This window comes from Agrobacterium sp. K11, assembly GCF_059429395.1.
Genome location: NZ_JCAHRB010000005.1, coordinates 54368 through 79065, shown reverse-complemented (window position 1 = coordinate 79065; position 24698 = coordinate 54368). Strand labels below are relative to the sequence as shown.

General features: G+C 58.2%; 23 protein-coding genes. 20 read left to right on the top strand and 3 right to left on the bottom strand.

What is annotated here, in order from left to right:
* Nucleotides 1–39: 39 nt before the first annotated feature.
* From AC5SEO_RS13240 to lpxB, 14 genes are all read left to right on the top strand, one after another.
* Nucleotides 40–165, top strand: coding sequence for a hypothetical protein (locus tag AC5SEO_RS13240; RefSeq protein WP_003512833.1), 126 nt, complete (start codon nt 40–42; stop codon nt 163–165).
* A 6-nt stretch (nt 166–171) separates the two neighbouring features.
* On the top strand, nt 172–939 hold the full coding sequence (gene rpsB, locus AC5SEO_RS13235) for a 30S ribosomal protein S2 (protein WP_003512836.1): 768 nt from the start codon (nt 172–174) through the stop codon (nt 937–939).
* Between the two features lie 362 nt (nt 940–1301).
* Complete coding sequence (gene tsf, locus AC5SEO_RS13230; protein ID WP_003512838.1) at nt 1302–2228, top strand: translation elongation factor Ts; 927 nt, start codon at nt 1302–1304, stop codon at nt 2226–2228.
* Nucleotides 2229–2325: 97 nt separating this feature from the next.
* Nucleotides 2326–3048: a UMP kinase gene (gene pyrH / locus AC5SEO_RS13225; RefSeq protein ID WP_035218853.1), complete on the top strand. Its 723-nt coding sequence runs from the start codon at nt 2326–2328 to the stop codon at nt 3046–3048.
* Between the two features lie 66 nt (nt 3049–3114).
* Nucleotides 3115–3672, top strand: coding sequence for a ribosome recycling factor (gene frr, locus AC5SEO_RS13220; protein ID WP_003512840.1), 558 nt, complete (start codon nt 3115–3117; stop codon nt 3670–3672).
* Nucleotides 3673–3736: 64 nt separating this feature from the next.
* Nucleotides 3737–4480 (top strand): isoprenyl transferase, encoded by a 744-nt coding sequence (locus AC5SEO_RS13215; RefSeq protein ID WP_003512842.1) that lies wholly within the window; start codon nt 3737–3739, stop codon nt 4478–4480.
* Nucleotides 4480–5313, top strand: coding sequence for a phosphatidate cytidylyltransferase (locus AC5SEO_RS13210; protein WP_003512845.1), 834 nt, complete (start codon nt 4480–4482; stop codon nt 5311–5313). Before AC5SEO_RS13215 ends, AC5SEO_RS13210 begins: the two co-directional genes overlap by 1 nt.
* Before the next feature lie 49 nt (nt 5314–5362).
* Nucleotides 5363–6484: an RIP metalloprotease RseP gene (gene rseP, locus AC5SEO_RS13205; RefSeq protein WP_162714226.1), complete on the top strand. Its 1122-nt coding sequence runs from the start codon at nt 5363–5365 to the stop codon at nt 6482–6484.
* 199 nt (nt 6485–6683) lie between these two features.
* Entirely contained in the window at nt 6684–9008 is a 2325-nt protein-coding gene (gene bamA, locus AC5SEO_RS13200; RefSeq protein WP_019565536.1) for an outer membrane protein assembly factor BamA, read from the top strand.
* A gap of 49 nt (nt 9009–9057) precedes the next feature.
* On the top strand, nt 9058–10125 hold the full coding sequence (gene lpxD, locus AC5SEO_RS13195) for a UDP-3-O-(3-hydroxymyristoyl)glucosamine N-acyltransferase (protein ID WP_003512851.1): 1068 nt from the start codon (nt 9058–9060) through the stop codon (nt 10123–10125).
* Nucleotides 10118–10585, top strand: coding sequence for a 3-hydroxyacyl-ACP dehydratase FabZ (fabZ, locus tag AC5SEO_RS13190; protein WP_174068320.1), 468 nt, complete (start codon nt 10118–10120; stop codon nt 10583–10585). Before lpxD ends, fabZ begins: the two co-directional genes overlap by 8 nt.
* A complete protein-coding gene (lpxA, locus tag AC5SEO_RS13185; protein ID WP_113157654.1) occupies nt 10582–11397 on the top strand; it encodes an acyl-ACP--UDP-N-acetylglucosamine O-acyltransferase in 816 nt (271 codons plus the stop codon). Before fabZ ends, lpxA begins: the two co-directional genes overlap by 4 nt.
* A 3-nt stretch (nt 11398–11400) precedes the next feature.
* Nucleotides 11401–12282 (top strand): UDP-2,3-diacylglucosamine diphosphatase LpxI domain-containing protein, encoded by an 882-nt coding sequence (locus tag AC5SEO_RS13180; protein WP_174068321.1) that lies wholly within the window; start codon nt 11401–11403, stop codon nt 12280–12282.
* Nucleotides 12279–13460 (top strand): lipid-A-disaccharide synthase, encoded by a 1182-nt coding sequence (gene lpxB, locus AC5SEO_RS13175; protein WP_174068322.1) that lies wholly within the window; start codon nt 12279–12281, stop codon nt 13458–13460. The genes AC5SEO_RS13180 and lpxB overlap by 4 nt, the downstream gene beginning before the upstream one ends.
* A 130-nt stretch (nt 13461–13590) precedes the next feature.
* On the opposite strand, the gene gltA is transcribed toward lpxB, so the two are convergent.
* On the bottom strand, nt 13591–14880 hold the full coding sequence (gene gltA / locus AC5SEO_RS13170; protein WP_003496202.1) for a citrate synthase: 1290 nt from the start codon (nt 14878–14880) through the stop codon (nt 13591–13593).
* Between the two features lie 306 nt (nt 14881–15186).
* Here gltA and AC5SEO_RS13165 point away from each other — a divergent pair, with 306 nt between their 5' ends.
* Nucleotides 15187–17622 carry a ComEC/Rec2 family competence protein gene (locus AC5SEO_RS13165; protein ID WP_174068323.1) on the top strand — a complete coding sequence of 812 codons (2436 nt, stop codon included), beginning with the start codon at nt 15187–15189 and terminating at the stop codon, nt 17620–17622.
* A gap of 16 nt (nt 17623–17638) precedes the next feature.
* Here the strand turns inward: AC5SEO_RS13165 and AC5SEO_RS13160 are convergent, their stop codons facing one another.
* Both AC5SEO_RS13160 and lexA read right to left on the bottom strand, forming a co-directional pair.
* Nucleotides 17639–18322 carry a glutathione S-transferase family protein gene (locus tag AC5SEO_RS13160; RefSeq protein ID WP_019565539.1) on the bottom strand — a complete coding sequence of 228 codons (684 nt, stop codon included), beginning with the start codon at nt 18320–18322 and terminating at the stop codon, nt 17639–17641.
* 439 nt (nt 18323–18761) lie between these two features.
* Nucleotides 18762–19484, bottom strand: coding sequence for a transcriptional repressor LexA (gene lexA / locus AC5SEO_RS13155; protein WP_003512859.1), 723 nt, complete (start codon nt 19482–19484; stop codon nt 18762–18764).
* A gap of 211 nt (nt 19485–19695) precedes the next feature.
* Between lexA and AC5SEO_RS13150 the strand changes: the two genes are divergently transcribed.
* The 5 genes from AC5SEO_RS13150 to pdhA all read left to right on the top strand — a co-directional run bounded on the left by AC5SEO_RS13150 (nt 19696) and on the right by pdhA (nt 24695).
* Complete coding sequence (locus AC5SEO_RS13150; RefSeq protein ID WP_003512866.1) at nt 19696–20577, top strand: VOC family protein; 882 nt, start codon at nt 19696–19698, stop codon at nt 20575–20577.
* The gene (kdsA, locus tag AC5SEO_RS13145; protein WP_174068324.1) at nt 20577–21422 is read left to right on the top strand and encodes a 3-deoxy-8-phosphooctulonate synthase; all 846 of its coding nucleotides are present in this window, start codon (nt 20577–20579) and stop codon (nt 21420–21422) included. The genes AC5SEO_RS13150 and kdsA overlap by 1 nt, the downstream gene beginning before the upstream one ends.
* Before the next feature lie 147 nt (nt 21423–21569).
* Nucleotides 21570–22844: a phosphopyruvate hydratase gene (gene eno / locus AC5SEO_RS13140; RefSeq protein WP_003512870.1), complete on the top strand. Its 1275-nt coding sequence runs from the start codon at nt 21570–21572 to the stop codon at nt 22842–22844.
* Between the two features lie 336 nt (nt 22845–23180).
* A complete protein-coding gene (locus AC5SEO_RS13135) occupies nt 23181–23498 on the top strand; it encodes an FtsB family cell division protein (RefSeq protein ID WP_003512872.1) in 318 nt (105 codons plus the stop codon).
* Between the two features lie 153 nt (nt 23499–23651).
* Nucleotides 23652–24695 (top strand): pyruvate dehydrogenase (acetyl-transferring) E1 component subunit alpha, encoded by a 1044-nt coding sequence (gene pdhA, locus AC5SEO_RS13130; protein ID WP_003512874.1) that lies wholly within the window; start codon nt 23652–23654, stop codon nt 24693–24695.
* Nucleotides 24696–24698: the final 3 nt, after the last annotated feature.

Genomic DNA, 24698 nt, shown 5'->3' with positions numbered 1-24698 from the left:
TTTTCGCAGAAATGCTTGCTTTTTATCTGAGGCGACTGTATGCGCCTCACCATTCCACACGCGAAGCTTGGGATGTTCCGGGAGAAATCCGGTCCGTTCCGCCCGGTGGTGTCGATGAAAATCGGCGCTGTTCGCTTCGCGGGGGTTAAACCGGAAAAGGAGTAACTAGGCATGGCATTGCCCGATTTTTCTATGCGTCAGCTTCTGGAAGCTGGTGTTCACTTTGGTCACCAGACGCATCGCTGGAACCCGAAGATGAAGCCGTACATCTTCGGCGACCGTAACAACATCCACATCATCGACCTGGCTCAGACCGTTCCGATGCTGTCGCGCGCCCTTCAGGTCGTGTCCGACACCGTTGCTCGTGGCGGCCGCGTTCTGTTCGTCGGCACCAAGCGTCAGGCGTCTGAAATCATCGCCGACAGCGCAAAGCGTTCGGCCCAGTATTACGTCAACTCCCGCTGGCTCGGCGGCATGATGACCAACTGGAAGACGATCTCCAACTCGATCCAGCGTCTGCGCAAGGTTGACGAGATTCTGAACTCGGAAGGCACCGGCTATTCCAAGAAAGAGCGTCTGACCCTCGAACGCGAACGCGAAAAGCTTGAAAAGGCTCTCGGCGGTATCCGCGATATGGGCGGCGTTCCGGACCTGATGTTCATCATCGACACCAACAAGGAAAAGATCGCGATCGAAGAAGCCAAGCGTCTTGGCATTCCGGTCGTTGCGATCATCGACTCCAACTGCGATCCGGATCACATCGACTACCCGATCCCGGGTAACGACGACGCATCGCGCGCCATCTCGCTCTATTGCGACCTGATCGCCCGCGCCGCCATCGACGGCATCCTGCGTCAGCAGGGTTCGTCCGGCCGCGACATCGGCGCTTCGGAAGAAGCTCCGATCGAGCCCGCGCTCGAAGACGAGGCTGGCGCCTGATATAGGCCCTGTCTGGCGGCGATTTCGTGTCGCCGTCTCCTCGACCAGGATATGACAAGGCCGTCAAAGACCTTAAATGGGTTGACGGCCTTGTTCGTTTCAAACCGCTCCGTCGGGGCTTCGGTGAAGTCTCTGGCGTTTTGATGCGGATGAAATCCGGTGGCAGCCTTCATAACGCTGTCACACTTGAGCGGCACCCATCGTTTCGATGTATGGAGACGCCGCAGCACTTGGGAATGCGCATGCCCCTTTCCTGAAATCGTCCCGGTTTCAAAGGGTGTGCGGCCGGGTACACTCATCACCCAGAACTTCGGCACGGCGAATTCAGCCGGCTGACCGATCGAACCGATAAGAGGCAAACAATGACCGAAATCACAGCCGCAATGGTGAAGGAACTGCGCGAGAAATCCGGCGCAGGCATGATGGACTGCAAGAAGGCTCTTGCTGAAACCAATGGCGACATGGAAGCGGCGATCGACTGGCTGCGCGCCAAGGGCATCGCAAAGGCCGACAAGAAGTCTGGCCGTACGGCTGCCGAAGGTCTGATCGGCGTCGCCACCATGGGTCACAAGGCTGTTGTTGTCGAACTCAACTCCGAAACCGACTTCGTTGCCCGCAACGACGCGTTCCAGGATCTCATTCGCGGCATTGCCCAGGTAGCGCTCTCCACCGACGGCACCGTTGAAGCCGTCAGCGCCGCCACCTATCCGGCAACCGGCAAGTCCGTTTCCGACAGCATCAAGGACGCTATCGCCACCATCGGCGAGAACATGACGCTGCGCCGTTCGGCAGCACTCGAAGTCGAGCACGGCGTTGTCGCGACCTACATCCACAATGCTGCCGGCGAAGGCATCGGCAAGCTTGGCGTTCTCGTTGCCCTGAAGTCGGTTGGCGACAAGGCCGTTCTGAGCTCCATCGGCCGCCAGGTCGCCATGCACATTGCTGCAACCAACCCGCTCGCCATCCGCGCCGAGGAAGTTGACGCAGCCGTGGCCGAGCGCGAACGCAACGTCTTCATCGAGCAGGCCCGTGAATCCGGCAAGCCGGAAGCCATCATCGAAAAGATGGTTGATGGCCGTATGCGCAAGTTCTTCGAAGAAGTCGCTCTTCTGTCGCAGGCTTTCGTCATCAACCCCGACATCACTGTCGGCGCTGCCGTCAAGGAAGCTGAAAAGGAAGCCGGTGCTGCCATCGAAGTGACGGGCATGGTTCGCCTGCTGCTCGGCGAAGGCGTCGAAAAGGAAGAAAGCGATTTCGCAGCAGAAGTCGCTGCAGTCGCCAAGGGCTGATTATATTTACCCAATCTTGGGAAAACGGGAGGGCATCGCGTGACAACGCGGTGCCCTTCGTGTATCCGCGTTTCGGTTACATTTCCGAGGAGTCATGATGTCTTCCAAGCCGATCTACAAACGTGTTCTTCTCAAGGCTTCCGGCGAAGCCCTTATGGGCGATCAGGGTTTCGGTATCGATGTGGCGGTTGCAGACCGTATCGCCTCCGATATTGCCGAGGCGAGGGCGATGGGCGTTGAAGTCGGCGTTGTCGTCGGCGGTGGCAATATTTTCCGCGGCGTTGCCGTGGCGTCCAAGGGCGGTGATCGCGTTACCGGCGACCATATGGGCATGCTGGCCACCGTCATCAACGCGCTGGCGCTCGCAACCTCCCTGCGCAAGCTCAGCATTGACACCGTCGTTCTGTCCGCAATTGCGATGCCGGAAATCTGTGAGAGCTTCTCGCAGCGTGCAGCGCTCCACCATCTGGCGCAGGGCCGCGTGGTGATTTTTGCCGGCGGCACGGGCAACCCCTTCTTTACAACCGATTCCGCTGCAGCGCTGCGCGCCGCGGAAATGGGTGCGGAAGCAATCTTCAAGGGCACCCAGGTGGACGGCATCTATTCCGCCGATCCGAAAAAGGACCCGGCAGCCACCCGTTTCGACGAGCTGACCCACAGCGAAGTGCTAGGCAAGGGACTGGCAGTCATGGATATTGCAGCTGTCGCGCTTGCCCGCGAGAATCACATCCCGATCATTGTTTTCTCGATCCACGAGAAGGGCGGTTTCGCGCAGATATTGACCGGCGGCGGCCGCAAGACCATCGTGCACGACAAATAATCAAAAAACGATGTCGCCCCTGTGGCGTATTCCGGCCGCCACGGCCGATAGAGATGGAGTATCAAGATGAGTGGTATTGACCTCAACGATATCAAGCGCCGCATGGATGGTGCCATCAATGCATTCAAAAGCGATATCGCATCGCTGCGCACCGGCCGCGCTTCGGCCAACATTCTCGATCCGGTGACCATCGAGGCCTATGGCTCGCGCGTTCCGCTAAACCAGGTCGCAAACATCACGGTTCCGGAGCCGCGCATGCTCGGCGTCAACATCTGGGACAAGTCGATGGTGAACGCCGTCGACCGTGCCATCCGCGAATCCAATCTCGGCCTCAACCCGATCGTTGATGGTCAGAACCTGCGTATCCCGCTGCCAGAACTCAACGAGGAGCGCCGCAAATCGCTCGTCAAGGTAGCTCATGACTACGCCGAGAAGTCCAAGGTGGCGATTCGTCACGTGCGTCGCGATGGCATGGATGGTCTGAAAAAAGCCGAAAAAGACGGTGATATCGGTCAGGACGAAAGCCGCGGACAGTCGGAAAAAGTGCAGAAAATCACCGACGACACGATTTCGGAAATTGAGCGCTTGCTTGGCGAGAAGGAAAAGGAAATCATGCAGGTCTAGTATCGCTTGCGATAGACCTGTATTTTATTCGTTTTAATTCCGCGCTGCCTGTTACTGGATCGATATGCCGACGACGACACGTTCCTCAATACCCGAGCACGTCGCCATCATCATGGATGGAAATGGGCGATGGGCAAAACAGCGCGGTCTTCCGCGCGTGATGGGGCATCGCCGCGGGGTCGAGGCTGTGCGCGAAACGGTGCGTGCGGCCGGCGACTGCGGTGTCCGCTACCTCACACTTTTCGCGTTCTCGTCGGAAAACTGGCGCAGGCCCGAATCCGAGGTCAGCGACCTGATGGGGCTCTTAAAGGCTTTCATTAGGCGCGACCTTGCGGAACTGCACCGCGAAAACGTGCGTGTACGCATCATCGGCGATAGGCAGGGGCTGAAAAACGATATCCGCAGTCTTCTCGAAGAAGCGGAACACATGACGGCTGACAACACCAGGCTGACGCTGGTGATTGCCTTTAATTACGGCAGCCGCGACGAGATTGCCCGCGCGACAATGGCTATTGCCCGCGATGTCGCCGAAGGCCGGCTGGATGCAGAATCGATCACGCCGGAGATTATTTCGGCCAGACTCGATACATCAGGAATACCGGATCCTGATCTGATCATCCGCACCAGCGGTGAGGAACGGCTGTCGAACTTCCTGCTCTGGCAGGCTGCCTATTCCGAGTTCCTGTTCGTTCCCGAATATTGGCCCGACTTCGACCGGCAGCGGTTTTTTTCCGCAATCGAGCAATATGCAACGCGTGATCGCCGTTTTGGCGCTCTGGCCGAGCAGGTTGCCGTGGCAGGCGCCTGATGAGCCGTGAACTCAGACTGCGGATCATATCCGCAATCGTCATGGCGGCGGTCATTTTGGCTGCGACCTGGTATGGCGGCATTCTGTTCCGCATCGTGGCCGGTCTGCTGGCGATCCTCATCTATTATGAATGGGCGACAATCACCCGCATGTCGGAAACCAATTCCACCGGCAATGCCTGGGGCTGGTTTGCGGTTGCCGTCATCGCCGGCAACACGATTTTCGGCGAACCTTCGCTCGACCTGCCTCTGCTCTCTGGCTTCACGCTGACGGCAGCACTTTTTCCCGTCTTGCGTGGCAGAAACTGGTGGCTGGTGGGCGGCATCGTTTATGCGGGTCTGAGCGGCATATCGCTGGCCGCCATTCGCGGCGATGAGCTGACCGGTTTCGTCGCCATCCTGTTCATTTTCGCTGTCGTCTGGTCAACGGATATTCTCGCTTATTTCGTCGGGCGCGCCATCGGCGGGCCAAAGCTTGCGCCGTCGATCTCACCGGGCAAGACTTGGTCAGGCGCAATCGGCGGAGCGGTGGCCGCATTGATCGGCGGCGGCGCGGTGTCTCTTGCCTATCACGGCAGGATCAGCCTGCTGCTGCTTGGACTCGCTCTCATTCTTTCGGTGTTCAGCCAGATAGGCGATCTCTTCGAATCCTTCGTGAAACGGCGTTTTCAGGTCAAGGATTCGAGCCATCTCATTCCCGGCCATGGCGGCTTCATGGACCGGGTTGACGGTCTTGTTTTCGCCTGCTTTACGGTATTCCTCATTGCTTTCGTGCATGCGGCGGCAACCGGCGACGTGCCCGGATCGGGCGGCGGCCTGTTGCCGGGCTTTTAAGCGGCACGCAAGGTCATGAAATAAAGGGCAGATTGTCATGAACACAGTAATGGCGGCGACCGGTTTTCTGACCGGCTATATCGTGCCCTTCGTCCTCGTACTTTCCCTGCTCGTTTTCGTCCATGAAATGGGCCACTACCTTGTCGGCCGCTGGAGCGGCATTCGCTCCACGGCCTTTTCCATCGGTTTCGGCCCGGAGCTGATCGGCTTTACCGACAGTCACGGCACGCGCTGGAAGATTTCCGCCATACCGCTCGGCGGCTACGTAAAATTCTTCGGCGACGAGGATGCGTCCAGCAAGCCGGATAGTTCCGGCCTGTCGCACATGTCGCTTGAGGAGAGGGCGCAGACGCTTTCCGGCGCTAAGCTGTGGAAAAGGGCGGCGACGGTTGCCGCCGGACCTATTGCCAATTTCATTCTCGCCATTCTCATCTTCGCGGTCCTGTTCGGTGTCTATGGCCGTATGATCGCCGATCCGGTCGTGGCGGAAGTGCGTGAAAACAGCGCGGCTGCGGCCGCCGGCGTGCACCCCGGTGACCGCCTCGTTGCGATCGACGGTGAAAAGGTCAAGACGTTCGAGGACGTACGCCGTTATGTCGGCATCCGTCCGGGCACGCCGATCACTGTGACCGTCGAAAGGGCAGGCGAGGAGCTGAAGCTGCCGATGGTTCCGACCCGCACCGAAACCACGGACCAGTTCGGCAACAAGCTGGAAATGGGCATCATCGGCATTGTCACCGACCAGAACAGCGGCAATTTCCGCCACATCGAGTATTCGCCGTCTGAGGCGCTGCTTGAGGGCGTGCGTGAAACGGGCCACGTCATCACCGGTACTTTCAACTACATCGGTAACCTCGTGACCGGGCGCATGAACGCCGATCAACTGGGCGGTCCCGTCCGCGTAGCACAGGCTTCCGGTCAGATGGCGACGCTCGGTATTTCGGCCGTCATCCAGCTCGCAGCGGTTCTTTCCGTATCGATCGGTCTTTTGAACCTGATGCCTGTGCCGGTTCTGGACGGCGGACATCTGGTGTTTTATGCAATCGAGGCCATCCGCGGCAGACCGCTTGGTGCCGGTGCGCAGGAGGTTGCGTTCCGTATCGGCATGGCAATGATTTTGGGTCTTATGGTTTTTGCAACATGGAATGATATCAGCAGCTTGATTGGCTGAGGATAGTTTTTTAACGGTTTTGTTAGTCGATTGTTTACCCTGTTTTTATCCCGAAGTGGCGAATGCGCCACTCTGGATCACGAAGTAAACAGAATTTAACGTTCTGACTTGCTTGTAGGGGAAAAGCAGGTAAAACGACGCACATGGCCGGAGTCGGGTTCCGCCCGCTGAGGGACAACGTAAAAAGGTAAGAATTGAAATGAAGGCTGGTTCAAGATTTTTGAACGCGGTGTCGGCGGTTGCGCTGTCTGCTGGTGTTTCTTCGGTTGCGGGCCTCGGCGTGCTTGCCTCTGCTGGTGTTGCGAATGCAGCCGTCATCAGCAAGATTGATGTTCGTGGCGCTGAGAGATCCGGTGCGGACTCCGTACGCTCCAACATTACCATTGCGCCGGGTAAGAACTTTTCCAATTCGGACATCGATGAATCGGTGAAGCGTCTTTACGCTACCGGTTACTTCTCGAATGTCTCCATGCGCGTTTCCGGCAGCACGCTGGTTGTAACGGTCAACGAAAATCAGCTCGTCAATCAGGTGGTTTTCAACGGCAACCGCAAGATCAAGGACGACAAGCTCGCTGGCGTCGTGCAGACCCAGCCGCTCGGCCCGTTCAATCAGGCAATCGTTACTGCCGATATCGCGCGCATCAAGGAAGCCTATTCCGCGATCGGCCGCAGCGACGTCGAAATCACCACCCAGACCGTTTCCGTTGGTCAGGGCCGTGTGAACATCGCTTTCGTCATTAACGAAGGCGAGCGCACGAAGATCGGCCGCATCGATTTTGTCGGTAACAATTCCTATAGCGACGGTCGTCTGGCCGCTGTCATCAATACCAAGAAGTCCAACATGCTGTCGTTCCTGACACGCAAGGACGTGTATAACGAGGACAAGCTGCGCGCCGATGAAGAGGCGCTGCGCCAGTTCTACTACAACCGTGGTTATGCCGACTTCCGGGTCGTGTCGTCCGACGCGGTGCTTGATGAGTCCAAGAACGAATACACCATCTCCATCACGGTCGACGAAGGCAAGAAGTACGACTTCGGCAACGTCGCAGTCGAATCGACTGTTCCGGGTATTGACGGCTCCGAGCTTCAGGGTCTCGTGGAAACCCGCCAGGGCGCTAGCTACAGCGCCAAGGAAGTCCAGCAGAGCATGGAAGCGATTTCCAAGCGCGTTGCCGGTGAGGGGTATCCTTTCGCCCGTGTAACGCCGCGCGGCGACCGCGATATGTCCGGTAACACCATCGGTGTGACCTATATCGTCGATCAGGGCGAGCGCGCCTATGTCGAGCGTATCGAAATCCGTGGCAACACGCGTACGCGTGACTACGTCATTCGCCGCGAGTTCGATATTTCCGAAGGCGATGCTTTCAACCAGACGGTCATCACGGCTGCCAAGCGCCGTCTTGAAGCGCTCGGTTATTTCTCGAAGGTCAATGTCTCGACTGCCGGCGGCAGCGCGCCTGATCGCGTCGTCATCGTTGTCGACGTGGAAGATCAGTCGACTGGTTCGTTCGGTATCGGTGCGGGTTACTCGCAGAACGACGGTGTGCTGCTTGAAGCATCGATCGAAGAGAAGAACTTCCTCGGTCGTGGCCAGTACATTCGTCTCGCCGCCGGTGCGGGTGAAGACGATGCACGCAGCTACACGCTGTCCTTCACCGAGCCGTATTTCCTTGGTTACCGTCTGGCCGCAGGTTTCGACCTGTTCAAGAGCCAGAGCCGCAGCGAAGACTATTACGATTACGACGAGCAGGGCTTCGCACTGCGCGTGACGGCTCCGATCACCGAGAACCTCTCGACGACGTTCAAGTACACCTACAAGCAGCTCAACTACGACGGTGAGGGCGATTGGGAAACCGGCAGCAATCTTGCCGAGCCCTATAAGGCTCTGATCCGTGGCGGTGACTGGACACAGTCCATCATCTCCAACACGCTGAACTACAATACGCTCGACGACCGCAACATGCCGCGCGAAGGCTGGCAGGCTGCCTTGACGAACGAATTTGCAGGCCTCGGCGGCGATTCCGAATATTACAAGATCTACGCCAAGGCGCGCTTCTACTACACGCTTTCGGATGAGTACGACGTTATCGGCTCGCTCACCGGTCAGGCGGGTCACGTGGTTCCGACGGGCGACAATCTGCTGGTGTTCGATCAGTTCAAGTTCGGTGGTCGTCAGGTTCGCGGCTTCAAGAACGATGGTATTGGCCCGCGTATCGGTTCCGACTCCATCGGCGGCACGACCTACTTCGCGGCTTCTGCTGAAGTCACGGCTCCGATGCCAGGTGTTCCGGAAGATTTCGGCCTTCGTCTCGCCGGTTTCGTCGATGCCGGTACGCTGTACGGCAACAAGGTTGCCAACAGCGCAGGCGTGAAGGATGACAACTCCATCCGCGCATCCGCCGGTATCGGCGTGATGTGGGCATCGCCCTTCGGCCCGATCCGCGTCGACTATGCGGTTCCGATCGCCAAGGAAGACTACGACGAGGAACAGCGTTTCCGGTTTGGCATGTCCAACACTTTCTGATATCGGCAGTCCAGAACTGCAACTTTGAACGTTCTGGAGTGTCCGGCTAATGGAATACAACGCGTTTTTTCCGCCCCACGAGGGACTGCGATTGAAAGACATCGCAGACCGTTTTGGGGCGGAACTGTCTGATGAGGCGGCGGGAGAACGGATCATCAGGTCCGTTGCGCCGGTCTACCGGGCAAAACCCGACCAGCTCTGCTATATTCTTTCTCGCAAAAACCGCGATGAGTTGCCGACCTGTGAGGCTGGCGCCGTCATTTGTGACGCCGCGCTTGCGGATATGCTGCCGTCTCACATCCCGGCGCTGATATCGAAAAACCCGCACACGCTTTTTGCGCAGGTAGGTGCCTTGTTGCATCCCGCCGCGATGCGTCCCGGTACGATTGTGGTGATGGAAGCTGAAGTTTCCCATACCGCGCATGTCGATCCGTCTGCAAAGCTGGAAGCTGGCGTGATTGTCGAGCCGCTCGCCGTGATTGGCGCTGGTGCCCATATCGGCGCCGGTACGCGGATCGGGCCTGGTGTCATCATCGGCGCGGATGTTCAGGTGGGGCGTGATTGCACGATTGCCGGCGGCGCGAGCATTCTTGCCGCTCTCATAGGCAACAATGTGATTATTCACAACGGAGCGCGCATCGGTCAGGACGGGTTCGGTTATGCGCCCGGTCCGCGCGGCATGCTGAAAATCGTGCAGATCGGCCGGGTTATCATTCAGGATAATGTTGAGATCGGCGCTAATACGACGATCGACCGTGGCACGATGGACGATACGGTCATCGGCGAAGGTACCAAGATCGACAATCAGGTTCAGATCGGCCACAACGTCCGCATCGGCCGCCATTGCGGCATCGTCAGCAAGGTCGGCATTGCGGGCAGCACCCGCATCGGCGATGGTGTGATGATCGGCGGCGCGGCGGGTATCAACGGCCATATCACTATTGGTGACGGCGTGCAGATTGCGGCGATGAGCGGTGTTGTCGCCGACGTTCCGGCCGGCGCCCGTTATGGTGGGACGCCAGCGCGTCCGATGAAGTATTTCCTGCGCGACATGGCCGATATTCTGGCGCGCGCTGAAGGGCGTGATAAAAAAACAGGAGAAAAAAACGATGGCTGAAGAAACCAAAACGACGCTCGCCGCGGCTGACATTCTGGAAGTCATGAAGCTTTTGCCGCATCGTTACCCGTTCTTGCTCATCGACAAGATCATCGAGATCGATGGTAATAATTCGGCGATTGGCATCAAGAACGTGACGGTCAACGAACCGCATTTCACCGGTCATTTCCCGGATCGCCCGATCATGCCGGGTGTTTTGATCGTCGAGGCCATGGCCCAGACGGCAGGTGCGATCTGCGCCCGCAGCCAGGGTGAGGGCGGTTATCTCGTCTATTTCATGACAATCGACAACGCGCGCTTCCGCAGACCCGTCGTTCCCGGCGATCGTCTGGAAATTCACGTGGTCAAGCAGCGCCAGCGGGGCAATGTCTTCAAATTTCATTGCGAGGCCAAGGTCGAAGGCGCGCTGGTGGCGGAAGCTGACGTCGGCGCGATGATGATCCCCGAGGACGAGCAATGAGCACTATCGCGGCTTCGGCAAAAATTCACCCGACCGCCGTTGTCGAAGACGGCGCGGTTATCGGTGAAAATGTCGTCATCGGTGCCCTGAGCTATGTCGGCGCGAAAGTTACTCTGCAAGACGAGGTCACGCTGCACAATCATGCCGTCGTCTCCGGTCTCACCGTAATTGGCCGTGGTTCGGTCATCCATCCAATGGCCGTTATTGGCGGTACACCGCAGGCAATTCGCCACGATGGCTCGGAAACGACGCTCGAGATCGGTGCGCGCTGCATCATGCGCGAAGGCGTAACGATGAATGCGGGCAGCTCCGACGGCAGCGGCAAGACGATTGTCGGCGATGACAACCTGTTCCTCGCCAATTCGCATGTGGCGCATGATTGTCGCCTCGGCAACCATATCATCCTGTCGAACAATGTAATGCTGGCGGGACATGTCACCATTGAGGACCGCGCTATCCTGGGCGGCGGCTGTGCCGTGCACCAGTTCACCCGAATCGGTCGTCAGGCCTTCATCGGCGGGTTGTCGGCGGTCAATTATGACGTCATTCCCTATGGCATGCTGAACGGTAATCCAGGCATTCTCGGCGGGCTGAATGTCGTTGGCATGACGCGTTCCGGTATCGACCGCGCGGATATTCACAAGGTCAGGCGCGTCTTCAAGCAGATATTCGAAGGCGAAGGCGCCATCCGCAGCAATGCGGCTGCGATTGACCGCGCAGAATATCTCGATTGCCCCCAGGTCATCGAAATCCTCGATTTCATCGGTGCGGACAGCGACCGCGCGCTTTCCTCGCCAAACCGGGGCAAGTGAGCCGTGACAGGCGGCGGGCGTCTCGCCATCGTGGCCGGCAGCGGCCAGCTGCCGCTGCATGTCGCGGCGGCCGCGCGAGAGATGGGGGAGAACCCCTTGATTGTACAGCTGCGCGATGATTCCCAGTTTGACTGGAGCGGTTTCGACAATGCGGTGATTAGCGTCGGCGATGTCGCCGGGCTTGGCCGCCTGCTACGCGAAAACCAGGTGGACCGCGTCGTGCTTTCCGGCGCCGTGGCGCGGCGCCCTGAATTGCGGGAAATCCGCCCCACGATCGGCATATTGCTGAAACTGCCATCCATCGTCCGCACCCTGCTGTCGAGCGGCGATGACGCCGTTTTGCAGATGGTCATCAAGGTCATCGGCACGCTTGGGGCAAAAGTCATTGGCGCCCACGAGATCGCACCCGGTCTGCTTGCGACGACCGGCCCTTTCGGTGCGCATAAACCTGCTGAAGACGATCTGCGCGACATACGCAAGGCTGCGCAGGCCGCACTGGCACTCGGCACGCTTGATGTCGGGCAGGGTGCAGTCGCCGTTGGCGGCCGTATCGTTGCACTGGAGGGCGTCGAGGGCACAGACGCGATGCTGGCGCGTGTCGCGGCATTACGCGCTGAGGGCCGCATCTCGACCCGTCGCAAGGGTGTTCTGGTAAAGCTCTGCAAGCCGCAGCAGGATATCCGCGCTGACTTGCCGACCATCGGCGTGGAAACGGTGGAGAACGCGCATAAGGCCGGGCTGGCGGGGATCGCCGTTGAAGCCGGGCGCGCGCTGGTACTTGATCGCGATGAGATGTTGAAGGCGGCAGATCAGGCCGGCATATTCGTCTGCGGTATCGATACGTCACTCGGTGAAGACATGATGGGCGGAGACATGGTGGGATGACGGCAACGTTGAAGGTGGCGGTTATAGCCGGCGAGGTATCGGGCGATCTTCTGGGTGCCGATCTCATCCGGTCCCTGAAAGGCCATTACTCGGGTTCTGTCGAGTTGATGGGCGTCGGCGGTGAGGCTCTGGAGGCGCAGGGGCTGGTTTCGCTGTTCGATTATTCCGAACTCTCCATCATGGGCTTCACGCAGGTTCTGAAGAAGCTGCCGAAGCTGATTTCGCGGATCAACCAGACCGCGCAGGCAATCATTGTCGCCAAGCCGGATATTCTGCTGATCATCGACAGCCCGGATTTCACCCATCGTGTTGCGAAAAAAGTCCGCAAACAATTGCCGCATCTGCCGGTCGTCAATTATGTCTGCCCCAGCGTATGGGCGTGGAAGGAATATCGCGCCACTGCGATGTTGTCCTATGTCGATCACGTTCTGGCCCTGCTTCCATTCGAGCCGGAGGCGATGCGGTGTCTCGGCGGCCCGCCGACAACCTTTGTCGGCCATCGCCTCAGCGTCGATCAAGACGTGCTCTCCGTGCGGCAGAGGCGGGCTGAGCGGCCCCTGCCTGCCAACGGCGAACCGAAAACCATTCTGCTCCTGCCGGGGTCACGTTCCACCGAAACGACCCGGTTGATGGAGCCGTTTCAGGAAGCGGCAAAAGCATATGTCGAGCGCAATGGCCCGACGAAGTTTCTGCTGCCGACAGTGCCGCGCCAGGAAAACCGCATCCGCGAACTGGCGGCAACATGGCCGCAGGATATCAGGCCTGAAATCGGCATCGATCCCGCCTTCAAGTGGAATGCATTTGCGCGCGCCGATGCGGCGATTGCCGCGTCCGGCACCGTTATTCTCGAGCTCGCGCTCGTCGGCGTACCAACCATATCGGTCTACAAGACCGACTGGATTTTCACAATGCTGAGCAAGCGGGTGAAAACCTGGACCGGTGCGCTTCCGAACCTGATTGCCGACTATGTCGTGGTGCCGGAGTATTTCAACGAGGTGGTACGGGCAGGGTCGATGTTGCGCTGGGCCGAACGGCTCTCATCCGACACCACCGAACGGCGGGCGATGCTGGACGGCTATGCTCTTGTGCAGGAGCGTTTGCACACAGAAGTGCCTCCTGGCGAAACCGGCGCCCTTATACTTCTCGATGTGCTGAACAGCCGCAAGCAGCAAGGCTGAACCGGTAGCGATCCTCTCTGCTTCCTGGGGTTGGCAGGGCAGGTTTCGCTATTCTTATCGATGATCATATCCAACAAAAAAGCCGGCGGATAAAACCCGCCGGCTTTTTTATGTTGGTTGGTTTCCCGGCTTAACGCTTGGAAACCGGAACGTAGTCACGCTTGCCGGCGCCCGTGTAGAGCTGACGCGGACGGCCGATGCGCTGCTGCGGATCCTCGATCATTTCGTTCCACTGCGCGATCCAGCCGACGGTGCGGGCCAGTGCGAACAGCACGGTAAACATGGTCGTGGGGAAGCCAAGCGCCTTCAGCGTGATACCCGAATAGAAGTCGACGTTCGGGTACAGCTTCTTCTCGACGAAATAAGGATCGGAAAGAGCGATCTTTTCGAGTTCGAGCGCGACCTGCATGATCGGATCGTCGGAGTTGCCGGTGGCTTCCAGCACTTCGTACATCGTCTTCTGCATGATCTTGGCGCGCGGGTCGTAGTTCTTGTACACGCGGTGGCCAAAGCCCATCAGGCGGAACGGATCGTTCTTGTCCTTGGCGCGGGCAATATATTCCGGAATGCGGTCAACCGTGCCGATTTCGTTGAGCATGTTGAGCGCCGCTTCGTTGGCGCCGCCATGTGCCGGACCCCAGAGGCAGGCGATGCCCGCTGCAATACAGGCGAACGGGTTTGCACCCGACGAACCGGCAAGACGCACCGTGGAGGTGGAAGCGTTCTGCTCGTGATCCGCATGCAGGATGAAGATGCGGTCCATGGCGCGAGCCAGAACCGGATCGACCTTGTACTCTTCGCAAGGCACGGCAAAGCACATGTGCAGGAAGTTGGAAGCGTAATCGAGGTCGTTCTTCGGGTAAACGAAGGGCTGGCCGATATGGTACTTGTAGGCCATGGCGGCGATCGTCGGCATTTTCGCGATCATCCGCAGCGAAGCGACCATGCGCTGGTGCGGATCCGTAATGTCCGTCGAGTCGTGATAGAAGGCCGAGAGCGCGCCGACCGTGCCGCACATGACAGCCATCGGATGTGCGTCGCGACGGTAGCCGGTGAAAAAGCGGCTCATCTGCTCGTGCACCATGGTGTGGCGCGTTACGCGGGTGTCGAAGTCCTTCTTCTGCGCAGCCGTCGGCAATTCGCCGTAAAGCAGCAGATAGCAGGTTTCCAGGAAGTCGCCCTGTTCGGCAAGCTGCTCGATCGGGAAGCCGCGGTGCAGAAGAACGCCTTCGTCACCATCGATATAGGTGATCTTGGATTCGCAGGAGGCTGTCGAGGTGAAGCCGGGGTCGTAGGTGAAGGAGCCCGTGTGCTTGTACAGCGTGGCGATATCGACGACGCTTGGTCCAATCGTGCCTTCCCTAACCGGGAGTTCGACCTGTTTTTCGCCAAGTGTCACTGTAGCGCTTTTTTCCGTCATACTGATCCTCCGAAAACATGCGGGTGGGGGCGTTGAGATACGCCCCGCGGTTAAGCGTCTACCGATTAGCTATATGATCCTTGCGCGGATGCCAAGCTATCCAAAGGTCAAATTGTGCATTGCGGCAAACGCAATCGCGTTGCTTCAGGCTTTCCCGGCAGCAGCAATTCAATCTCGGTCAACGCATCGTTAAAGTAAAGGATTGCAATCCCCAGCGCTGGTCTGCAAACCTGTTTTTGGTGCGGCAAGGGGCGGTGGGGATTGCTCGGTCAAGGGGAAAAACAGCATTTCGTATATGCTAAAACGATGCAGGGAGACATGCCCGGCACGCGGGAAATTCTGTTTCCTCTCCGCCGAAGCAGTGATGCGACAACATATGACACTCCCGCCATTATTCCCGAGATTAACCGCAACACTACCGTGGCCGAAAAAATCGCCACGTGCCTGGCCGAGGAGCGCGCATTCGGCCACTATTTTCTTTTCATTCCCGTTTTCATCGGCTGCGGCGCGGTACTCTGGTTTTCTCTAGATGCCACGCCTTCCCCGGTCATTTTGATTGCCACATTTCTATTTGTCGCCGTTCTGGCGCTCTTTGTGAGATATAAAGCTGGCATTGCGGCGGCGGTTTGCGGCCCTTTCGCTTTTCTATTGCTCGGCATGCTCCTGGCCGATTTCGAAACCCGACGGGCAGGGACCGTGGTGCTGGATACCCCCGTGACCACCACCATCACCGGCACTGTGGTGCGCCGGGAGGTCGATGCACGCGGCTACTGGCGATATGTCGTCGATCTGACCGCAACAGCGGACCCGACATTGTCGCGTCCGCCGCAGAGGATATCGGTGCTTTCGCGTGGCGGAGGCGAGCCGATCGCACTCGGAGCAACCCTTCGCGGCAAGGTCCGCCTCTCGCCGCCGTCCGGCCCGGCCTTGCCGGGACTGAACGACTTCGCCTTCACGTCCTATTTCAGAGGCATAGGCGCGACCGGTTTCTTTTATAAATCACCGGATGCGCTTGTATCACCCGTTGGTGACGCAAGGCCTGACAAGGGTTGGTTGGAATGGGCCGATATGCGGCTTTACGGCCTTCGCAGCGCAATTGCCGAACGCATCCGCACCACCATCGGCGGTGATGCCGGAGCCTTCGCCGCCTCCATCATCACCGATGAGAGACAGGCTATATCGGCGGAGACGATGGAGGCGTTGCGGCTCTCCGGCCTTGCCCATATCGTTGCCATATCCGGGCTCAACATGGCACTGGCCTCCGGCATATTCTTTGTTGGCCTGAGACTGGCTTTCAGCTTGTTTCCCGCCTTTGCGCAGCGCTGGCCGGTCAAGAAGATCGCGGCTTTCGCGGCACTGCTGATGACGCTTGCCTATTATCTGATTTCCGGTTTTGCCGTTTCCGCCGAGCGTGCTTGGCTGATGATGTCTGTGATGCTGATTGCTGTCCTTTTCGATCAACCATCACTCAGCCTCAGAAACGTTGCCATTTCCGCCCTGATCATTCTGGCTTTCTCGCCCTCGGAAATCATGGGTCCGAGTTTTCAGATGTCATTTGCGGCCACCATAGCGCTTGTGTCCGCCTATGCCTTCTGGAGCCGTTGGCGCACGGACCGCGAACGGCTGTTCATCGGGCGCAAGCCCGCATGGCTGAAGGTGGCGGAAATGATGGGCGCGGTCATTGGCGGCGTTATCACGACGTCGTTGATCGGGGGCCTTTCTACGGCGATCTATTCGGCCGAACATTTTCACCGTGTCACCACCTATGGACTGTTCGCCAATCTGGCTGCAATGCCGCTCATGTCGCTGATCGTCATGCCATTCGCTCTTCTCGCCATGCTGCTGATGCCCTTCGGGCTCGATGCGCCGTTCCTGAAGATCATGGGTTATGGCATGGCACTCGTCATCGAGGTTGCAAACGAGGTGGCCTCCTGGGGCGGCAGCGCAGCGACTGGGCGTCCGCATGGCTGGTTTATCGGTTTGGCTTCGGTGGGTTTCCTGCTGCTGACATTGCTGCGCAGCCGGCTTGCGCTTCTTGGCATCCCGTTTCTGCTCTTCGCCTTCGGCGTGTCGGCAGTTACGGCCTATCGTGATCTGCCGGATCTATTGATTCACGAGGACGGCGAATTGGTGGCACTCGTGGAGGAAGGCAAGGTCTCAACCACAAAAGCCCGTCCGCAGGGCTTCGTTTACGGCCAGTGGCAAAGGGCGCTGCTGCTGCCGGAAAAAACCGTGCCGCCAGATTTTATAAATGGTGAGAGCATGGCAAATACTGCTGGTTCTGACTCGAGATCGAAACTGTCGCCCGAAGACATGGCTGTGGTGGTACGCGAGATGACGGCGGCGCTCAAAGACGCCAAAGTTGGCGTCTTCACCTGCAGGAAAGACATATGGTGCGTAGCGAGCGCCGCAAGCGGAGAGTGGATCGTCGTTCTGGACGATGGCCGCTTCGCCGGAAAAGCCTGCGATATTGCCGATATCGTCGTTGTTTCCCGCAGAACCTCTTTTTCGCAGTGCCGCTCGGGTGCACTCCTGCTCAGCCGTGACATCTTGCGGCGTCTCGGTTCTGTGGAAATAGATTTTGCTAACAAGAGGGAGGAGGGTGTGGCGAGCGGGCTGCGCGCCGCAATCGCCGGAACGGACAGGCCCTGGAGCCAGCACCGTTATTACGACTGGAAAAGCGGACGTTTCGACCGTGATCTGCCGCAGCCCATCATCCGGCTGCTGGCGGCGTCGCAATGACAGCCGCCAGCATGGATCATCGGGCCTTGGCGCGCAAATCTTCAGTCAATTCGCCGATCTCGCCAACTTCCTCTTCATGACCAGCGTCGCGCCAGCTCTCCTTCAAACCGGCCTCGTACCATTCTTGCATGGCAGGCAGGGCGAGCAGCCGGTCGCAATAGGCTTTCGCTGCTGGCGAAAGATCCGCGCTGCCATAGGTCTGGAAACGGAATGCAACCGGGCAGAAGAAAGCATCGACCGCCGTGAACTTTTGACCGGCGAGATATGGCCCGCCGAATTTTGTGAGACCCTCGCTCCACAACGCATCGATCCGCTTTATATCGGCTTTAAGCCCGGCATCGCCGCCCCTGGGTTTGACCCGAATGCCCACCGACATGGGATAGAGATTGCGCAGCGAGGAAAAGCCGGCATGCATCTCACTTGCGGCCGAACGCGACCAGGCCCTCGCATGCTTGTCGCTTGCCCAGACACCCTGGTGTCTTTCGGCAAGATATTCGACGATCGAAAGCGTTTCCCAAACCGTCATACCCTCGTCGACCAGGCAGGGCACCTTGCCCGTCGGCGAAAAGGAGGAGAAGGAGACGCCTTCGCCGAACGGAATGAGCTTTTCATCAAAGGCGATACCGAGCGTGCGCATCAATACCCACGGCCGCAGCGACCATGAAGAATAGTTCTTGTTGGCTATATAAAGATCGTACATGGCGTATCTCCCGGATATGACGCGTATTTCTACACCTGCCAAGCGTTCACGGAATATCGAAAATTATCCATGGCTCCCATAAACGCCGTTGATGAATGGTGATGTGGGGTCGCTGAGAGCGCGACTTGCGATAAGTCACCCTTTGGTGACCACTAAAACTGACTGCGCAACACGACAGAACAACGTCGCTAAAAAACAGCGGATGGGATCGCTTCGACAATTATAGCGAACAGCCCATTCGCCACCACGCCTGTAGCGAAACCGAAGCATCTTTATGGAGTAGGAACTCAGTTTAGAAAGGGCAACGCGCATAGGCTGAATGGCGCATATCCTCGTGCACCCGCAAAAGCACGCCACGTTTGGAAACAGCCAAACCCAATATAGGCGCCATCTTCACGATGACGCCTATTGTAAAGTGAATACGTTCGGTTCGATAAGATCAATGGTAGCGGCGGATCAGCCCCACCAGCTTGCCCTGAATTTTCACCCGGTCGGGCCCGAAGATACGGGTCTCATAGGCTGGGTTTGCCGCCTCGAGCGCAATGGAGGCTCCCTTGCGGCGGAAGCGCTTCAGCGTGGCTTCCTCGTCATCCACCAGAGCCACAACGATGTCCCCGGGATTGGCGGTGTTGCCGTTGCGGATGATGACTGTGTCGCCGTCGAAAATGCCGGCCTCGATCATCGAATCACCCTTGACCTCAAGAGCGTAATGTTCGCCCGTGCCAAGCATGTCTACTGGCACGGCCACATCATGGGTGTTGTTCTGGATGGCGGAAATCGGCACGCCCGCAGCGATGCGGCCCATGACCGGCACGGTGACAGCCCCGCCCAGATCATTGGCCGGCGTCTTGGGGGCAGGGGCCGGTTCCGGCGTCTTGGGCTTGCCAAGGCTGCCTTCGATAACGCTCGGCGAAAAGCCGCGCTGCGGCCTTGCACCCGGCGTATAAGCCTCGGGCAGCTTGATGACTTCCAGCGCCCGAGCTCTATTCGGTAGCCGACGAATGAATCCTCGCTCTTCGAGAGCGGTTATCAGGCGGTGGATGCCGGATTTCGAAGCAAGATCGAGTGCGTCCTTCATTTCATCGAAGGAGGGCGGCACGCCGGACTCTTTCATTCGTTCATGAATGAAGAGAAGCAATTCCTGCTGTTTGCGCGTGAGCATGAGGAAAACACCCTTTAGAATCGTAGTGGAAGTCGCGAAACAAATACAGAACGAACACTATATGTTCCATATGTGTTCTGCAATCCCCTAAAATTTCGTGAAGGTGCCATCTGTTGCTGTGATGATTTGCCTCATAGCACGCAATTGTGCTTTTGTGCGGTCGAAACCGTCCCGGCATGCTCCGGGCGGAAGGCCAGCAGGATACATTTTCATGACGAAACCCTATAGCGTTGACCATCTCGTTTTGCCCGTGGAAGTCATAGGCGTCGCCGTGAAGCGCCTCGTCAGTCTTGGCTTTACGGTTGCGCCGGAGGCTCTGCATCCTTTCGGCACCCAAAATGCCTGCGTATTTTTCGCCGATGGCACCTATCTGGAGCCGCTCGCAATTACTGATCCGGCTAAATATAATGCGTCAATAGAGAGGGGTGATGTTTTCACTGGCAGGGATGTGGCCTTCCGGCAACGGGACGGGCAGGAGGGTTTTTCGGCTCTTGTCGCCAGGACTGAAGACGCCTTGGTTGACCATGAGCGGTTTCGGGCAGCCGGCCTTTCGGCGGGCGATGTTTTCGAGTTTTCGCGGCCTGTTCGGATGCCGGATGGCTCGCAAGGCGAGGCGGCGTTCCGGCTTGCTTTTGCTGCAAGCGGGGCGGCCGCGGATTTCTTTTTGTTCAGTTGTCAACGGGTTCAAGCCCTTCCGGGCGATCGCACCATGCTGGAGCGCCACGCCAATGGTGTCACCGGCCTCAGTGAAATCGTCCTGTTTACCGGCGGCGATATGAAGGTGGCGGGCCTGATCGAGACGGTGTTTGGCTGTGAAGGCAAATGGTCTCCGGGCGGTGATATGGTTTTCGCGACCGGCAATGCCAGCATCAGATTGACCGGAAAACCGGCTTTCAGCGGGCAGGCCCTGAATGCTCAGGATGGCAACGAAGGCGGATTGCGCGGCGCGGGCATCGTCTTTTCGTCACACGATCTTGCCGTGACAGAGGCGGTGCTTGCTGCTAATGGCGTGTCCTGCGCAAAAGCGGACGGCCGTCTGGTGGTGCCCGCAGCACCCGGTCAGGGTGTTGCCTTCGCCTTCGAGGAAAAATGATGAGCGTTACGAACAATCTTAAAGTCACCGCCGGCGACGGCGCCAGCAAGGTTTCCTTCTCGAATACCGAGCGGTTTTCGCTGATTGCCGGCCCCTGCCAGATGGAAAGCCGCGAACATGCCTTCATGATCGCTGGCGTCCTGAAGGAGCTTTGCGACAAGCTGGGAATAGGGCTTGTCTACAAGTCCTCTTTCGACAAGGCGAACCGCACTTCGCTTTCCGGAAAACGCGGCATCGGCCTGGATAACGCGATGCAGGTTTTTGCCGATCTCAAGAAGGAATTCGGTTTTCCTGTTCTGACCGACATCCACACGGAAGATCAATGCGCCATCGTTTCCGAGGTGGTGGATGTGCTGCAAATCCCGGCGTTCCTTAGCCGCCAGACCGATCTTCTCGTCGCTGCCGCCAAAACCGGCCGCGTCATCAACGTCAAGAAGGGCCAGTTTCTGGCGCCCTGGGACATGAAGAACGTGCTTGCCAAGCTCAATGAGAGCGGCAATCCGAATGTGATGTTGTGCGAGCGCGGCGCGTCCTTCGGTTACAACACGCTGGTTTCCGACATGCGCTCGTTGCCGATCATGGCTTCGCTCGGCGCTCCGGTCGTGTTTGACGCCACCCATTCGGTGCAGCAGCCGGGCGGGCAGGGCGGTTCCACCGGCGGACAGCGCGAATTCGTCGAGACTTTGGCGCGTGCGGCCGTTGCGGTTGGCGTGGCTGGTCTCTTCATCGAGACCCATGAGGATCCGGACAATGCGCCGTCAGACGGCCCTAACATGGTCCACCTGAAGGACATGCCGAAACTGCTCGAAAAGCTTCTGGCTTTCGACGCGATTACGAAAGCCTGATCGGCTGACCGTTACAGCGGGCACTTTTGTGCCAATCGATTTTAATGGCGGGCGGGCTGTTTCCGCCGTCCGCCGTCATTGTAATTTCTTCGCCATCGTCTAAGACAGGCGACGGAAAATATCTGTTCCATTCCCAAGGGAGAGACCATGACTGCCATTACCGATATCATCGCGCGCGAAATTCTCGACAGCCGCGGCAATCCGACCGTTGAAGTCGACGTTTATCTCGAAGACGGCTCCATGGGCCGTGCCGCCGTTCCCTCCGGCGCCTCCACCGGCGCGCATGAGGCGGTTGAGCTGCGCGATGGCGGCAAGCGTTATCTCGGCAAGGGCGTGGAAAAGGCGGTCGAAGCCGTCAATACGGAAATCTTCGACGCGATTGGCGGTTTCGACGCTGAAAACCAGATCCAGATCGACCAGATGATGATCGCGCTCGACGGCACGCCGAACAAGTCGCGCATCGGCGCCAACGCCATCCTCGGCGTGTCGCTCGCCGTTGCGAAGGCTGCCGCTGAAGCCTCCGGCCTGCCGCTTTACCGTTATGTCGGCGGCCCGAACGCGCATCTGCTGCCGGTTCCGATGATGAACATCATCAACGGCGGCGCGCATGCCGATAACCCCATCGACTTCCAGGAATTCATGATCCTGCCGGTCGGCGCAGAAAATATTCGCGAAGCCGTGCGCATGGGCTCCGAAGTCTTCCATACGCTGAAAAAAGAACTGTCCGCACAGGGCCACAACACCAATGTCGGCGATGAGGGCGGTTTTGCACCGGGTCTCGAAAGCGCGCCGGCAGCACTCGATTTCATCATGAAGTCGATCGAAAAGGCTGGCTACCGTCCGGGCGACGACATGTTCATCGGTCTCGACTGTGCGGCGACCGAATTCTTCAAGAACGGCAATTACGTTTATGAAGGCGAAGGCAAGACCCGTTCGCCGATCGAGCAGGCCGAATACCTGGCCGAGCTCGTGGCGAAATATCCGATCATCTCCGTCGAAGACGGCATGGCTGAAGACGACTGGGATGGCTGGAAGGCGCTGACCGATCTCATTGGCAACAAGTGCCAGCTGGTGGGCGACGATCTTTTCGTCACCAACTCCGCCCGCCTTCGCGACGGTATCAAGATGGGTGTCGCCAACTCCATCCTCGTCAAGGTCAACCAGATCGGTTCGCTTTCCGAGACGCTGGACGCAGTCGAAACCGCGCACAAGGCAGGTTATACCGCCGTCATGTCGCACCGTTCGGGCGAAACGGAAGATTCCACCATCGCCGATCTCGCGGTCGCAACCAACTGCGGTCAGATCAAGACCGGCTCGCTTGCCCGTTCCGACCGGCTCGCAAAGTACAACCAGCTTATCCGCATTGAAGAAATGCTGGGCCCGCAGGCTGCTTACGCCGGCCGTTCGATCCTGCGCGGATAATCCGCGTTCGGGTTTCGCGATATGGCCCGCCGCCTGGCGGGCCAGTCTCAGGGATGGGCGGTTTATCCGCACTGCTCACTCCCGAGTTGATCCGGGGTTCAGTCAGCCCAGGTCCCTGGGTTGAAAAGACTCTTTTCACGGCGAAGACGCGCTGTGGCTTGATGCCGGATCACGCTCGGCATAACGAACTCTCTCTGATATCTTCGTCATTATTAGCCCGCCTCTGGCGGGCTTTTTTGCGTCTATCAGCCGCGCGGAATTTAAGGTCAACGGATAGTTAAACAATCCGCATTAGTCTCGAGACTCACATTATGCGTTTTAAGGCTTCTCTCCGGCATGTGGACCAGACATCATAAAAAGAGACGATTCGGCCGTTTGATCGTTCCGGCCATTACGATCGCTTTTCTTTCCTATTTCGGGTATCATTCCATCCACGGCGACTTCGGCCTTCAGGCGACGGAGCGGCTGGAGCGACAGCGTATTGCCAGAACGGCAGAGCTTGCCAAGCTGACGCAGGCGCGCGTTGCGCTGGAGCGGCAGGTCGAATTGTTGAGCGACGGTTCTCTCGAACGTGACATGATTGACGAGATTTCCCGTTATCAGTTGAATATGTCCCGTACGGACGAAATTGTCATCATGAATACCTACTTCTAATTAACCGAAATCAAGTTAATTAATGATTTGTGATTTATTCACAGCACTTTAGCGTGAATATGTGCCATGCGTTTAAAGCATTGCTGCATGGCATTTTCTTGCATATGGTACGCGCCAATCTATCCATTCAAACGGCAACTCAGGGAGGGATGAATGGCGCCGCGAAAAACCGCGTCCGTATCCGGCCGAAAGACAACGGCAAAGGCTGCAGGCGAATTCACCGGTAAGAACAGCCCGGACTTTTCGAAGGAAGAAGAGCTTCACGCCTATCGTGAGATGCTTCTCATCCGTCGCTTCGAGGAAAAAGCCGGCCAGCTTTACGGCATGGGCTTCATCGGTGGTTTCTGTCACCTCTACATCGGTCAGGAAGCCGTTGTTGTCGGCATGCAGATGTCTCAGAAGGAAGGCGATCAGGTCATCACCGCTTACCGTGACCACGGCCATATGTTGGCTCTGGGCATGAGCGCGCGTGGCGTCATGGCCGAATTGACCGGTCGCAAGGGCGGCCTGTCGAAAGGCAAGGGCGGCTCGATGCACATGTTCTCCAAGGAGAAACATTTCTACGGCGGCCACGGCATCGTCGGTGCGCAGGTTTCGCTCGGAACCGGTCTTGCCTTCGCCAATAAATATCGCGGCAACGACAATGTCTCCGTGACCTATTTCGGTGACGGCGCCGCCAACCAGGGTCAGGTCTACGAGAGCTTCAATATGGCCGCTCTCTGGAAGCTGCCGATCATCTATATCGTTGAAAACAACCGTTACGCCATGGGCACCTCGACCGCCCGCGCCACCGCACAGTCGAACTATTCGCTGCGCGGCCAGTCCTTCGGCATTCCCGGCATCCAGGTGGATGGCATGGATGTGCGCGCCGTAAAGGCCGCCGCCGATCAGGCGCTGGAACATTGCCGCTCCGGCAAGGGTCCGATCATTCTGGAAATGCTGACCTACCGTTACCGTGGTCACTCCATGTCCGACCCGGCGAAATACCGTTCGAAAGACGAAGTGCAGAAGATGCGCTCCGAACATGACCCGATTGAGCAGGTCAAGGCACGGCTTCTGGAGCAGGGCTGGGCAAGCGAAGACGAGTTGAAGGCCATCGACAAGGATGTCCGTGATATCGTCGCCGATAGCGCAGACTTCGCCCAGAACGACCCAGAGCCGGATGTATCCGAGCTCTACACCGATATTCTGCTCTGATCG

Bases quoted from the DNA above. Each gene is read 5' to 3' on its own strand.
- AC5SEO_RS13165 (WP_174068323.1), top strand. From the start codon at position 15,187: ATGCAGGGAGACATGCCCGGCACGCGGGAAATTCTGTTTCCTCTCCGC.
- tsf (WP_003512838.1), top strand. From the start codon at position 1,302: ATGACCGAAATCACAGCCGCAATGGTGAAGGAACTGCGCGAGAAATCC.
- gltA (WP_003496202.1), bottom strand. From the start codon at position 14,880: ATGACGGAAAAAAGCGCTACAGTGACACTTGGCGAAAAACAGGTCGAA.
- AC5SEO_RS13160 (WP_019565539.1), bottom strand. From the start codon at position 18,322: ATGTACGATCTTTATATAGCCAACAAGAACTATTCTTCATGGTCGCTG.
- eno (WP_003512870.1), top strand. From the start codon at position 21,570: ATGACTGCCATTACCGATATCATCGCGCGCGAAATTCTCGACAGCCGC.
- lpxA (WP_113157654.1), top strand. From the start codon at position 10,582: ATGAGCACTATCGCGGCTTCGGCAAAAATTCACCCGACCGCCGTTGTC.
- AC5SEO_RS13150 (WP_003512866.1), top strand. From the start codon at position 19,696: ATGACGAAACCCTATAGCGTTGACCATCTCGTTTTGCCCGTGGAAGTC.
- AC5SEO_RS13240 (WP_003512833.1), top strand. From the start codon at position 40: ATGCGCCTCACCATTCCACACGCGAAGCTTGGGATGTTCCGGGAGAAA.
- bamA (WP_019565536.1), top strand. From the start codon at position 6,684: ATGAAGGCTGGTTCAAGATTTTTGAACGCGGTGTCGGCGGTTGCGCTG.
- fabZ (WP_174068320.1), top strand. From the start codon at position 10,118: ATGGCTGAAGAAACCAAAACGACGCTCGCCGCGGCTGACATTCTGGAA.
- kdsA (WP_174068324.1), top strand. From the start codon at position 20,577: ATGAGCGTTACGAACAATCTTAAAGTCACCGCCGGCGACGGCGCCAGC.
- lpxD (WP_003512851.1), top strand. From the start codon at position 9,058: ATGGAATACAACGCGTTTTTTCCGCCCCACGAGGGACTGCGATTGAAA.
- AC5SEO_RS13210 (WP_003512845.1), top strand. From the start codon at position 4,480: ATGAGCCGTGAACTCAGACTGCGGATCATATCCGCAATCGTCATGGCG.
- rpsB (WP_003512836.1), top strand. From the start codon at position 172: ATGGCATTGCCCGATTTTTCTATGCGTCAGCTTCTGGAAGCTGGTGTT.
- pdhA (WP_003512874.1), top strand. From the start codon at position 23,652: ATGGCGCCGCGAAAAACCGCGTCCGTATCCGGCCGAAAGACAACGGCA.
- pyrH (WP_035218853.1), top strand. From the start codon at position 2,326: ATGTCTTCCAAGCCGATCTACAAACGTGTTCTTCTCAAGGCTTCCGGC.
- frr (WP_003512840.1), top strand. From the start codon at position 3,115: ATGAGTGGTATTGACCTCAACGATATCAAGCGCCGCATGGATGGTGCC.
- AC5SEO_RS13215 (WP_003512842.1), top strand. From the start codon at position 3,737: ATGCCGACGACGACACGTTCCTCAATACCCGAGCACGTCGCCATCATC.
- lpxB (WP_174068322.1), top strand. From the start codon at position 12,279: ATGACGGCAACGTTGAAGGTGGCGGTTATAGCCGGCGAGGTATCGGGC.
- rseP (WP_162714226.1), top strand. From the start codon at position 5,363: ATGGCGGCGACCGGTTTTCTGACCGGCTATATCGTGCCCTTCGTCCTC.
- lexA (WP_003512859.1), bottom strand. From the start codon at position 19,484: ATGCTCACGCGCAAACAGCAGGAATTGCTTCTCTTCATTCATGAACGA.
- AC5SEO_RS13135 (WP_003512872.1), top strand. From the start codon at position 23,181: ATGTGGACCAGACATCATAAAAAGAGACGATTCGGCCGTTTGATCGTT.